The 12,732-nt window shown below is 48.0% G+C and carries 12 protein-coding genes; 10 read left to right on the top strand and 2 right to left on the bottom strand.

The annotated features are described in order from the left end of the window. The first annotated feature begins 42 nt into the window (after positions 1-42). The 9 genes from NYE54_RS17855 to NYE54_RS17815 all read left to right on the top strand — a co-directional run bounded on the left by NYE54_RS17855 (position 43) and on the right by NYE54_RS17815 (position 9,809). Complete coding sequence (locus NYE54_RS17855; RefSeq protein WP_339265008.1) at positions 43-1,512, top strand: MDR family MFS transporter; 1,470 nt, start codon at positions 43-45, stop codon at positions 1,510-1,512. 119 nt (positions 1,513-1,631) lie between these two features. Continuing rightward, positions 1,632-2,123, top strand: coding sequence for a MarR family transcriptional regulator (locus tag NYE54_RS17850; protein WP_339273543.1), 492 nt, complete (start codon positions 1,632-1,634; stop codon positions 2,121-2,123). A gap of 768 nt (positions 2,124-2,891) precedes the next feature. Next, complete coding sequence (locus NYE54_RS17845; protein WP_339265006.1) at positions 2,892-4,640, top strand: ABC transporter substrate-binding protein; 1,749 nt, start codon at positions 2,892-2,894, stop codon at positions 4,638-4,640. A 99-nt stretch (positions 4,641-4,739) separates the two neighbouring features. Beyond that, complete coding sequence (locus tag NYE54_RS17840; RefSeq protein ID WP_339265004.1) at positions 4,740-5,693, top strand: ABC transporter permease; 954 nt, start codon at positions 4,740-4,742, stop codon at positions 5,691-5,693. A gap of 66 nt (positions 5,694-5,759) precedes the next feature. Next, positions 5,760-6,644: an oligopeptide ABC transporter permease gene (gene opp4C / locus NYE54_RS17835; protein ID WP_339273541.1), complete on the top strand. Its 885-nt coding sequence runs from the start codon at positions 5,760-5,762 to the stop codon at positions 6,642-6,644. A gap of 7 nt (positions 6,645-6,651) precedes the next feature. Continuing rightward, complete coding sequence (locus tag NYE54_RS17830) at positions 6,652-7,635, top strand: ABC transporter ATP-binding protein (RefSeq protein WP_339265002.1); 984 nt, start codon at positions 6,652-6,654, stop codon at positions 7,633-7,635. Beyond that, the gene (locus NYE54_RS17825; protein WP_339265000.1) at positions 7,628-8,593 is read left to right on the top strand and encodes an ABC transporter ATP-binding protein; all 966 of its coding nucleotides are present in this window, start codon (positions 7,628-7,630) and stop codon (positions 8,591-8,593) included. Before NYE54_RS17830 ends, NYE54_RS17825 begins: the two co-directional genes overlap by 8 nt. A 144-nt stretch (positions 8,594-8,737) precedes the next feature. Next, entirely contained in the window at positions 8,738-9,142 is a 405-nt protein-coding gene (locus NYE54_RS17820; protein ID WP_339264998.1) for a winged helix-turn-helix domain-containing protein, read from the top strand. 115 nt (positions 9,143-9,257) lie between these two features. After that, entirely contained in the window at positions 9,258-9,809 is a 552-nt protein-coding gene (locus tag NYE54_RS17815) for an OsmC family protein (RefSeq protein WP_339264996.1), read from the top strand. A gap of 1,064 nt (positions 9,810-10,873) precedes the next feature. Here NYE54_RS17815 and NYE54_RS17810 read toward each other — a convergent pair. Continuing rightward, on the bottom strand, positions 10,874-11,449 hold the full coding sequence (locus tag NYE54_RS17810) for an NAD(P)H oxidoreductase (RefSeq protein ID WP_339273539.1): 576 nt from the start codon (positions 11,447-11,449) through the stop codon (positions 10,874-10,876). 245 nt (positions 11,450-11,694) lie between these two features. On the opposite strand from NYE54_RS17810, the gene NYE54_RS17805 reads away from it, so the two are divergent. Continuing rightward, a complete protein-coding gene (locus NYE54_RS17805) occupies positions 11,695-12,066 on the top strand; it encodes a helix-turn-helix domain-containing protein (RefSeq protein ID WP_215157267.1) in 372 nt (123 codons plus the stop codon). 142 nt (positions 12,067-12,208) lie between these two features. On the opposite strand, the gene NYE54_RS17800 is transcribed toward NYE54_RS17805, so the two are convergent. Then, on the bottom strand, positions 12,209-12,706 hold the full coding sequence (locus tag NYE54_RS17800; RefSeq protein ID WP_339264993.1) for a DUF1579 family protein: 498 nt from the start codon (positions 12,704-12,706) through the stop codon (positions 12,209-12,211). Between the last annotated feature and the right edge of the window lie 26 nt (positions 12,707-12,732).

Here is a 12,732-nt window from a genome sequence, read left to right as displayed (position 1 = left end):
TAACTAGTAAACAATGTAAGTGGAGGGGCGGTAGAACCTGATATGAAAAAAACGAATGTAATGAACATGCAAGAGCAACAAACTCAGAAGCCCCTAAAGCTTATACCATTAATTGTAGCGATTTTCATGGGAAACTTCCTTTCGCTGTTGAATAGCAATACGATTAATATAGCTTTGCCGGTCTTGCAAAAAGAATTTGCAACCGACTTAAGTGTTGTGCAATGGACACTGACAGGCTTCATGTTGGCGCTCGGGACCTTCGCGCCTACAGCTGGCTATTTCGGCCAACGCTTCAGTTATAAGCGATTGTATATTTTCGCCTTGCTTGGCATGACGATTGCTTCCGTACTGTGCGCCTTGTCTTGGAACGCGTCGATGCTGATCGCCTTCCGCATTGTTCAGGGCGCGTTCTGCGGTATTATAGTGCCGGCGTCGATGACCATGATATTTCAAATCATCCCCAGGCACCAGCAGTCTGTCACCATGAGCATCTGGATCGCAGCTTCGATCGTGGCGCCAGCCATTGGACCGACTTACGCAGGTTGGCTTATCCAGCACGGCTCCTGGAAGTGGCTCTTCTGGACCAATGTGCCGCTAGGCGTGCTTGCGATCGTTGTTGCCGTTTTCTTCATTCCTTACTATCGTCTGAAAGTACCGAAGGGTTTCGATGTATGGGGGCTTCTGACGGTCATCGCCGCAAGTTCGCTGCTGTTGATCACGTTGTCGCAAGGCTCCGGTTGGGGATGGGGCTCGGCCCGTACGCTGCTTTGTCTGGGAGGCGGGCTATTGGCGCTAGCACTGTTTCTTTGGCGCGAGATGTCAATCGACACGCCGCTTCTACAGCTCAAAGTATTTCTGAATCGGCGATTCACGTCGACGGTGATATTGCTGTGTATCGTGATGATCAACTTTTTTTCGGGCATGCTCCTCGTTCCCGTTTTCTTGCAAAATGTTCAGGGACATTCGCCACTTGATTCGGGGATGATTCTGTTACCAGCTACATGTGCCATGGCGATTATGTCCTTGGTTGTCGGTCGGCTGTACAAAGTGGTTGGCCCCATGCCGCTACTGCTTGTTGGCGTACTGTTGATGGCCGCAGGAAATTTGCCGCTAGCGTGGCTGAAAATCGACAGCTCATCTGCATATACGCTCTTGTGGATGACGGTCCGCAGTCTAGGTCTCGCCCTGGTGCTGATGCCGGCGACGACGGCCGGGATGGAGGAGATTTCCCGCGAATATATCGGACACGCCTCCTCCATTCAGAACTGGCTGCGGAATGTATTCGTATCGTTCGGTGTGGCTCTATTCACCACGCTGCTATCTTCACGTACGGCTGACCACGCCGCAAGGCTGACCGATGGGGAAGTCGGACCGAACTTGGCCCACCTGTCCACAACGATGGGCATCAACGATTTGAACATTTTATCAACGCTTATTGTCGTGCTGGCACTACCATTTGTTTTTGCAATTTGCAAAGCGCGGCAGAAGGAACGGGGAATCGACAGAGCCTGAAGGAATCCCTGCGTTAACCATCTCGTATCTTTGGTAGAGGAACGTTGCTCCCTGGTATCGGAACATGATACGATTGTTTCTCGGTAAACTATAATTTGTGTTACGGAAGGTGCGAGATGATGAATTCATTGGAGACGATCAAATGGCTGGTCCAGGATCAGGTTGTTCATTTTGTGCATCTGAGCGAGCAAAGGATCGAATCGGAGCAGGACAAGATTTTTCGTTATGCACAAGAGCAGCAATTGGAGTCGATCCCGCGTCATTTGACTAGCGTGCACGTGATCGACTGCATCGGCAACAACGAGCCGATCAACAATACGGCGCTTGCAGTGAAGATGAACTTGTCCAAGGCCGGCATTACGAAGATCAGCGCGAAGCTGTTGGAGGAAGGCTATATCCATCGAAGGCAACTGAATGATAATAAGAAGGAAGTCTACTTCAGTTTAACGGAGAAGGGCAGACGGGTTTTTGAGCTTCATCAACAACTTCACAAGCTGGAGGAGGAGAGGTTTATGCAGCTGCTTGAGCCGTTTAAGGAAGCGGAATTACACGTTATTCTGCGATTTCTGCAAAGCGTATCCTCCCATTGGGCTAACAAAGAGCAGGAGTAGGCGAGCGGCCTGATGCCTCGTGAATTGGTTATTCAACTTTTGATAGATGTTTCTAGTCCTCCGATAGCGTTAATGTCTAATGATACAAAAGTGTTCACATTCCTATCGGACGATAAGAGCATGGTATCTTGAAAGTCACATGAAATGTGGCTTTTTTTGTATTTAAGCATATCTTCAACAGACTTTAATCCGTATTTAAGTGCAATTAGGATGCAAAACGACGTGCAAAAGCCACGTAAAAGATTTTTTTTAAAAAAATTAAATGCTCGAACCGTATGTGAAATACTAAATTTGACTGATATGGAAGACTCAACATTTGGACAAATAGCATCTTAATTCGGATTAGCGGAATGTCTAGGTGCCCAAGAGACCATCGGTGCAAAAACGGATTCTGAACTTAGGGATTGAACGGAGCGTGCACATTCGATTTCTTCCTATCACGAAGCATGTCGTTCCATTCGAAAACTAGGATGAAAGAACATGAATGGATTGACGAAATCCATCGTAAGCGTTGAAGAACCGAAGAAGATATGATATTCAGCATTTGGACAAATGCCGGCCAATCTAAGGCCGGCATTGTAGTGTTCAAAAGTCGTCAGAATGTTTCTGTTTAGGCAGAAACACGCGGAAGTTAGCTATTTACAGAATCAATAACGCTGGCTAAAATGATCTTACTGATGCATCAGTTTGGCTATAAATCCTACTTATCCTATTTGAATTATAATTTTACTTGGAAGCTAGGTTTTAAAAAAGACAAAGGTGGTTTCTATGAGAAAACAACGATATTACGGTTTGTTATGGTTAGGGTTATTGACGCTATTCCTAATACTGTCTGCTTGCTCATCCGCATCTACCAACAACGAGCCGGAGGCATCGCCGCCGTCAACTCCCCCAGCGACTGCCTCCAGTGAGCCGGCTGAGCAGGGGACGGAGGGCCATTTACTCGAAGAACCCTTGACCGCAACCGATCTAAACAAGCTCCCGGACAGGGCGAAGCAGCGCAATGATGCGATTATCGTGACGCTGGTGAATCCGAGCGGGGCCTTCACACCATACTTCACCCAAGTGGGCTATGACGGGAACGTAAACTCTGTCCTGTACACACCGCTTGTCCGCGTCGACACCGGCGGTTTGCCAGTTCCGGGTCTCGCGGAGAAATGGGACATTTCCGAGGATAAGCTGACTTATACATATTATCTTCGCGAAGGACTGAAGTACAGCGATGGTTCCCCCATGACAACCGAGGATGTGGAATTTACATGGACCTTGCTTCATGACCCGTCTTATGACGGCCTCAACAGCGTGGTGGAGACGAAGATCAAAGGTGGTCAAGCCTACAAGGACGGTAAGGCGGATTCCATTGAAGGCATTCAAATTATCGATGAGCGAACCATTTCCGTGACGCTGGAAGAGACCAACGCAACGGCGTTGACAGTGCTTGGTGGACCGATATTGTCCAAAGTGTACTATGGAAAGGATTATCAGTTCGGCAACCTGGATTATATTAAGAACCTGCACGCCAATCCGATCACGAACGGACCTTACAAGCTGGAGAAGTTCATTCCAGGCCAAGAAGTGCGTTTTGTCGCCAATGAACACTATGTGTTAGGCAAACCGAAGACCGAATACTTCATCTACAAGACCACGGAGGGAGACACTTGGCAGTTTATCGAAACCGGGGAAGTCGACTATGGTAGCTTTTCAGCTACGACAGATAACATCGAGAAACTGAAATCCCTTGGCTTCTTAAACTTGATTCCGTCCACGGCCAGTAACTACGGCTATAATCAATTCAATCTGGAGAGGGATCAATTGAAAGACAAGCGGGTTCGCCAAGCCTTGACTTACGGTCTGAATCGTCAGCTGATTTACGTGGATTCCAGGCAAGGGGCAGCGTCGATCGCCAACATTCCATCATCTCCGATTCTGTGGTCTTATACCGAGGAAGGCATCAACCCGTATCCGTATGATCCGGAAAGAGCAAAACAATTGCTGGACGAAGCGGGCTGGACGGTCGGCGCAGACGGCATTCGGGAGAAGGACGGGGTCAAGCTCCGTATCAACTATTTGGGATCGAAGAGCCCGAATACCGATATTTTCATTGCCGTCGCCAAAGAGAACTATCAAGAAATCGGAGTTGATTTCGTGCCTGAGCAATTCCCGGATTTCAACACGCTTGTATCCAAGGTCAATAACGGCGATTATGACATGGCTTCGTTCTCCACGACGATTATCAGTGATCCTTCGCAAGGGGTGGAGCGGTTCATCAAAGGAGAAACGAAGGGCTACGACAATCCACGCATCGAAGAGCTTTACGCCCAGGGTCTTGCGACTGGCGACGTCGAAAAGCGTAAAGCGATTTACCACGAAATGTTCAAAATATTGAATGACGAATTGCCGATCATGTTTACCAACTATACGAAATCAGTCATCGCAATCAACGGACGCATCGACGGTTTTGAGTTGAACCCGCTCGCGGGTATCGCATACAGCTTGCCGGGTTGGAATCTGCAATAAGCGAGCTGGCAGCTGGAGGGAAGATTAGACAGCTCTATCAAAGAAGACATCTCCTGCCTGAATCCATCAGGCAAGGAGATGACTGATGAAGGAGAGAACATGAGAACCTATTTGCTCCGAAGATGCTTGTACATGCTCTTGATATTAATTGGCGCGTCCTTGTTAATCTTTATCTTGTATTCCTTAACGCCAGGCGACTATGTAGACAACAACTTGAGTTTGAGCGAGGAGCGCAAGGCGGAACTAAGGGAAATTCACGGGTTGAACAAGCCTGTCATTGAACGATACGTGAACTGGATGGCCAACATTTTCAAAGGCGATTTCGGTTATTCTTTGGCCCAGCAGCGCCCCGTCCTGGACCTGTTTCAGGATTACATATGGAACTCCTTTCTGCTGGCGGTGGTTTCGACGTTCTTCACCTGGTTCATTGCGGTCGTCGTGGGTGTTCTTACGGCCTATAAGCAATACTCGCTGCTGGATACCCTGGTGATGATCGGCATCTTCGCCGCGATGTCGATTCCTTCGTTCTTCATCGGGTTATTCCTGATCAAAGTATTCGCCGTCGATTTAAAAATTCTCCCGCCGGGTGGAATGATCACGACAGGGAGCCGGGCCGAGGGCTGGGACTACGTCGTCGAGGTGCTGCACCATATGCTGCTTCCGGCAGCCGTCATGATTTTGCTTGGCGTCGGGTCGCTCACCCGTTATTTCCGGAGCAACATGCTGGAGGTGATCCGGCAGGATTATGTCCGCACCGCCCGTGCAAAAGGGTTGAAGGAAAGAACGGTGCTGTTCCGCCACGCATTGAAAAACGCGATGCTGCCCGCGATTACGTTGATTGGCTTCGAATTGCCGGGCCTGTTCGGCGGCTCCATCATCATTGAGAAGATATTCAATTGGCCGGGCATCGGCCAGTTGTACATGCAATCTTTCACGGTGCGGGATTATCCGCTCCTCATGGGCTTTACCATGTTTTTGGCTATCTTGACGGTCGTCGGGACGCTCATATCCGATATCCTCTACCACACTTCCGATCCCCGGGTCAGGCTTTAAAGAAAGGAGGAACTACCTTTGTCGATTCCAACGACGGCAAGTCAAGCCGGAAAAGCCAGCAGAGGAATGGAGGTTTCAGACTCCTTATGGAAGCAATCCACTCGGAAGCTCAAGAAAAACAAGCTGGCCGTAACTGGCTTCGCCTTCATCGTGTTGATGTTTGTTGTTTGCTTTATCGGTCCCTTGTTCTCCCCATATGCGGATGGCAAAATCAATCCCGCCATGATGCACCAGCCCCCAAGCGGCAAGCATTGGCTGGGAACGGACCTGCTTGGCCGCGATGTGCTGACCCGGCTCTTGCAAGCAGGCCGAATTTCACTCACGGTCGGCCTTGCGTCCATGGCGTTATCCATGACAATCGGGACGGTTCTCGGCGTCATTTCGGGTTATTATCGTGGAGTAGTCGATCAGTTGATCATGCGAACCGCCGATTTGTTGTTTACGATCCCGGGGCTTCCGATTCTCTTCATCATGGGGGCGTTAATGTCGGATTGGAAGGTTCCAACCGACTATCGGCTGTATCTGGTCATGCTCATGCTTAGCGTCATCGGCTGGCCCGGCGTGGCGCGGCTCGTCCGCAGCCAAATGCTGACCTTGCGGGAACGGGAGTATATGATAGCTGCCGACGTGCTGGGTCTCAGCGATAAGCGCAAGCTGTTTCGCCATCTACTGCCCAATGTCTTCCCGCTTCTGATCGTCATCGCCACACTTAGCATCGGAGGAGCGATACTGTCGGAATCGGTGCTCAGCTTCTTCGGGCTCGGGGTCATGCCCCCAACGCCCACTTGGGGAAATATGATCGATGCGGCCAACAACGTCATCGATTTTGAGAAACGGCCCTGGCTGTGGATTCCGCCAGGTCTGGCGATTTTTTTGACGGTCATTGCCATCAACATTTTCGGTGACGGATTGCGGGACGTTCTCGATCCTAAACAGAATACAAGCAGGTGAACGGATAATGAATTCATTAATCGAGGTCAATCATTTAAGCACTTATTTCGAATCCGGAACCGGAACGGTCAAAGCGGTGGACGATATCAGCTTTCGCATCCGCGAAGGCGAAACGGTATGCGTCGTGGGCGAATCCGGCTGCGGCAAGAGCATCACGGCCATGTCGATCATGGGACTGGTCGAAGGGCCGCACGGGAAAGTGGTGAACGGCCGGATCCAATTCGGGGACAAGGATCTTCTAAAGATCAGCAAAGAAGAGATGCGCCGAATTCGGGGCAACGACATCTCGATCATATTCCAGGAACCGATGTCTTCCCTGAACCCGGTCATTACGATCGGCAAGCAAATCATGGAGCCGCTTATGCTCCATCGCCAAATGAACAAAAAACAAGCCTATACGCGGGCGCTCGAGCTGATCGAGCTGGTCGGCATTTCCCGAGGGGAACAAATCGCGGCTTCCTATCCCCATCAATTGTCGGGAGGGATGCTGCAGCGGATCATGATTGCGATTGCGATCTCGTGCAGCCCCAAGCTGTTGATTGCCGACGAACCGACGACGGCATTGGACGTTACCATCCAGGCGCAGGTACTGGAAACACTGAGGGAAAGCAAAGAGCAATCCAATATGTCGATTCTGCTGATTACGCACGATCTTGGTGTGGTGGCCGAGATGGCGGATTATGTCATCGTCATGTACGCGGGGAAAATCGTCGAGGAGGGAGACGTCGAGGAAATCTTCGACCGTCCGAAACATCCTTACACGAAGGGATTGCTGAAATCCAAACCGATCCTCGGCCAGCGCTCGGACCTGTTGTACTCCATTCCAGGCCAGGTACCCAATCCGCTTGAACTGACAGAATCCTGCTATTTTCATGATCGCTGTGAAAGCTGCATGGCCATCTGCCGATCCCGGCAGCCGTCACTAAGAGAAGTGGAACCCGGTCACAGAACGGCCTGTTGGTTGTATGAAGAGGAGGCGCGGCATGAGTGAAGCATTGCTGGAAGTACGACATTTAAAAAAATATTTTCCCATTACCGCCGGGCTGCTTAATCGTAACGTCGGTCACGTCAAAGCGGTCGATGATATCAGTTTGACAATTCGGGCTGGAGAAACGTTCGGCCTGGTCGGCGAATCCGGCAGCGGCAAAAGCACGGTTGGGCGCACGATACTCCGGCTTCATGAGAAAACCAGCGGGGACATCCTGTACAAAGGTATCCCGTTTCACGACCTGCCCAAATCGGAGATGCGAAAGCTCAGGCCTAAAATGCAGCTTATCTTTCAGGACCCCTACAGCTCGCTTAACCCGCGTATCCGCATCGGAGACGCAATCGGCGAAGCGCTGCTTGAACACGATTTGGCCGAAAAAGCCGAGGTTCGTGGTCAGGTGCTGGATGTACTGGAAGCTTGCGGCCTGTCTGCCTATCACTACAATCGGTTTCCGCACGAGTTCTCAGGCGGCCAGCGGCAGCGGATCGGCATTGCCCGCGCTCTGGTGCTGAATCCTGATTTCATAATCGCCGATGAGCCGGTATCCGCGCTTGATGTGTCCATCCAGGCACAAATCATCAATTTGTTTCAAAAACTTCAGCATAATCGCGGATTAACCTATTTGTTCATTTCGCATGACTTAAGTGTCGTGGAGCATTTGTGCAATCGCATCGGGGTGATGTATCTCGGTTCCATGATGGAAATGGCTTCGCGTGACGAAATGTTCAGCCGTCCGCTGCATCCATATACCCAAGCATTGCTATCGGCGATCCCTGTCCCGGTACCGAGGCTGAAGCGGGAGAGGATCGTGCTCAAAGGGGACATTCCGAGTCCGGCTCAACCGCCTTCTGGCTGCAAGTTCCATACACGCTGCCCTTATGCCTTGGCGCAGTGTAAGGAAGTCGTTCCCGAGTTCCGCAACGTGGGGGATGATCATTACGTGGCATGTCATCTCGTTTGAAGCGGCACGCCATCTTCGGATCCTTATGTAACACATTGAGGATATGCCCGGGGGCGTGTTCGGATGATGCGGAATGTTGTAAAATATGAGCGAAATGGCTGCTGGATACCGGCAGCCAGTCAATCATAAGAGGTCAAAGAAGGAGTGCAGCCTGGCAATATCTTTTATTCGTACGGAAGCCTGACCCTCTGCCACTATGCATCCAGGATCGAGCCGTATGCTGAGGCAGACGATGAGCCGTCGCTTCATTTATACCGGCTTCTTCGCAGTCTGAGCGAGAAGAGCCGTTTGCGGATTCTGCACTTTTTGCGCAGCGAACCGCGTACTTTTATCGAAGTGATTCGACATCTTGGCATATCCAAAGGCATTACGCATGATCATATTTTCAATTTGCGCAGTGCGGGACTGCTCAACGTTCATGTCGTCGGAGAGACGGTATCGACCTATAGTTTACGAGTGGAACGAGTTCAACAAACCGAGCAGGGGCTGTTCGATTATTTGGGAATGCCCCCCAGCCTGTTATCCAATTCCGTCAATGAAATGGAATAATCAAGCAAACGAGTGTTGACCGAATCGTCGGAGACACAGCTTTAAGCAGGGATGAGCTGCTTAGCTGTGTCTTTTATTTGTTAAAAATATCAAAATTGTAAAGGAGCGAGATACCATGACTACATTAAATGATTATTTAGCACAAAAAAAAGCGGCGGCAGAGGCCCTGCGTTCTCAAGCGGAGCAAGACCCCAAGCCGAATACCTATTCGGCCAAGGTACAGGCGAAAGGCCGCAGCGGCGTTCGAGAAATACGTATACGCGACTTCCAAATTATCAGCGACAGCCCTGAGAATTATGCCGGATATAGCCTCGGTCCCTCATCACCTGAAATTCAGCTTGGTGTATTAGGCAGCTGCCTGACTCATATTACGTTGATTAAAGCTGCGGAACGGGGCATATCGCTGGAATCCCTTGAAGTCGAAGTCACGGGTCAGTTGCACCCGCTTGCTGGCAAACCGGGATACGAGGACATTCCCATATATCCGCATAATATCGAATATAACATTCACATCGTATCCGAAGAATCCGCCGAAACCATCGCCGAGCTTCATGAAGTGGTTGAGCGCGCATGCCCGATATACAACCTCCTAAAGTATCCGCAATCCATCTCCGGTGGATTAGTGCATCGCTCGCCTGCTAGCCAGCCAGAAGGTTCTTCCTATTAGATATGAAGGTATAGATACATAGTCTTAACAAGTGGACACACAATTTGTATTGTGTGTCCTTTTATGCTATAACAGGGCACAGAATAATTTATAACAAGAGCCATCTGTCTTAGAAAAAACACTTTACAGAAAGCAAACAGATTCTTATTTTATGTTATTTGATTTTTCCGCCTTATTCCTTGGAAAATCAGCATAAACGCCATTAAGAAAAATAAAATATTGACTGAACTTAAAGGCTGTTTTCCTAAAAAATCCTTAATTATAAGATAAGATTGGATAACCAAGATAATGGATGCATATAGAAAATACATATTAGATTTGTCTTTAAATTTCCGGCCAAGTGACTTTATTATCATGGTAAATGCAATGGCATAGATAGTGATTATCCCGACAAGGATAAGAGCTAAGATCGATAAGTTCAAAAAATCAGCCCCTTCATTTATTATGAATTACATTTTATCACATAAAAAGCAAATCTTCCGTCCGACGATAAGAAATATATATTGATAGTACAACTCTCTTTGGACAAGACCACTATCCTTAAGTGTTAGATAACTTGAAACAGGTTCAAAACAAGAAGGAACACCTATAATGAACAGGGTATTAATTAAGCGTTATTTTTCATCTGCCGAAAAAAAGAATACATGACATACGTTGATAAATTGTAAGATATTTATACGGCGGTGAAACGTATCATAAGTAGAATTGCTGATCATTATGCTAACGGGAGAGGTTAGTTCAATAGAAGACAAGAGAAGGCAGCCGTTTATGAGATCGGCTGCCTTTGTTCAACTAATGGGCAGGTTGGTGCCGTAAAGGACACGAAGATGGTCCGATTACCGATTAGATAATGATCTAAACAGGTTTGCACAATAGTGATTTTAATGAACAGCATGAAAACCTGAAAATGGTAGCAGAAACGCTGCCTGATGGAACGGCGATTTGTTACAGTTATGACGAGGTAGGTAATCGTATGCAGAAGGTGGCCCCAGCAGTAGGCAAGAGTAAACAACAACGTACACGCATAATAACGCAAATATGATAGTTCAGACTTAACTTAAAGCTTACTGCTTGGCATAATTTAGCCCTAAGTGATGAGCTTGGTTAAGCAGCATCTCATAATGCCTGGGATTGGAATCCAAAGTCTCGTATAAAAATTCTACCTTGGAATTGGATACACCGCAATAATCTGCAATTCCCACATTGAGAAGATGCGTCATCATTTCATCATAGTTACGCTTTTTCATCTGTTCTTTCGAAACGCCCGCCAAACCAATCCACAAGACATGCTGATGATGAAGCTGGTTCGAACCGTAGGCAAACCCATTGTTCCATACCCGGTCAATATAACCTTTTAGCATAGCTGGCAAATGCCACCACCAAATTGGAAAAATAAATGCCAAGGCATCATGCTCCTTCATTCGCCTTATTTCCATTTCTACCTGAGGGGAAAAGGACTGTTCCTCGGCTGACCAATCAGGTTCATCTACGCCTTTTAAAACAGGGTCAAAGCCAATCCCGTGTAAATCCAATATCTCATAGTCGTGGCCAGCCTCGGCAAGACCTTTTACAAAACGATCGGCAACCTTAAAAGTCAGGGAATCCTTTCTTGGATGCGAAACAACGCTCAATACTCTCATGCCTGTATGTTCACTACCTTTCTTCACAGCTAACTCGTAGCCACGGTCAATGGCTGATGCTATTATAAACAGTAACAAAATACTCTGGAAGTACGCACTTTCAAGTTCTATAGGATGATAGAGGTGCCATAGAAACATGGAAGTGCCCTAGAAAGATGCCCTAGAAACTTACCTGAATAACGGACTGAAATGAAAGAATCTTATGTTCCTAGCAAAAACACAGCCTTTTAACGGAGGAATAAGAGATGACTGAAAAGAGCAAAAATAACGTTCAAAAGAAGTATAAAGTTGGAGTGGAGGCGGCATTAGAAGTAATGGGGGGGAAATGGAAGCCCTTAATCATCTATCATTTGATGACTGGCCGGAAACGGACGTCTGAGCTTCGACGGTTAATACCCGACATTACTCAAAAAATGCTGACCACTCAACTAAGAGGCCTGGAAAAGGATGAGATTGTTGCAAGAAAGGTTTATAAAGAGATCCCGCCTAAAGTGGAGTATGAGTTAACGGCCTACGGGTGGGGATTAAAGCCCGCGCTAGACTATTTATGCTATTGGGGAGAGGATCACCTGGAAAGGGTTTATGGTGACAAATCCAAGGTTTTGGAAGAGTTTTAAGGCTGTACAAAGTAGTGGTGAAAAAATAACATTGGACTGACCCCATAGAGTGGGATCAATCAAAACACCTTCAAGGGAATGCTTCAATAGAGACAACCTTGGAGGTGTTTTGTGCATTAAAGGGGTGGTACCAGCCTATTAGCTAAATGACTTTAGTCAATTTGATGTCCATCCAATGTACCCAATTCTTACCGTCGTTTGACAGCTCCCAACTACCTGTTAAGGTGTTGCCATCTTCACTAAACATTCCTGTGAATCGCTCCGATTTGCCCAAAATTGTCCAGGCACGGTCGATTAGGTTCGCTTGGTATGCACTGAAATTGCCTTGGTTGTCATATGAGTGTGTGGTGTACTTCTGACTGGAAGCATCATAGCCAATGATCTCAATAGCCTTAACCTCTTCTTTCCCCATATGACCATCAACATGATGAATAAGAAAATGACCCCCGGGCAACCATTCGTAGGTATCTATTGCTTTCAACTGATCAGCTGGCCCAGACGGACTTGCTTTAATCACACCCTCTGTATTCCATTTCCCTACGAAGACATTCAAGCGTGCCATTGCAGGATCTGGTTTAGACGAATTTTGTGAAGTAAGGGCATCATCATTCTCTTGTTCACTGATATTGTTTGTTGCCATTTTGATTCTCCTTTCATGCTATGTTT

Origin of the sequence: Paenibacillus sp. FSL K6-1330 (assembly GCF_037976825.1) — a bacterium.
Taxonomy (GTDB): Bacteria; Bacillota; Bacilli; order Paenibacillales; family Paenibacillaceae; genus Paenibacillus_AQ.
The sequence above is the reverse complement of the archived record's forward strand: the minus strand, read 5'-3'. Positions and strand labels throughout refer to the sequence as shown.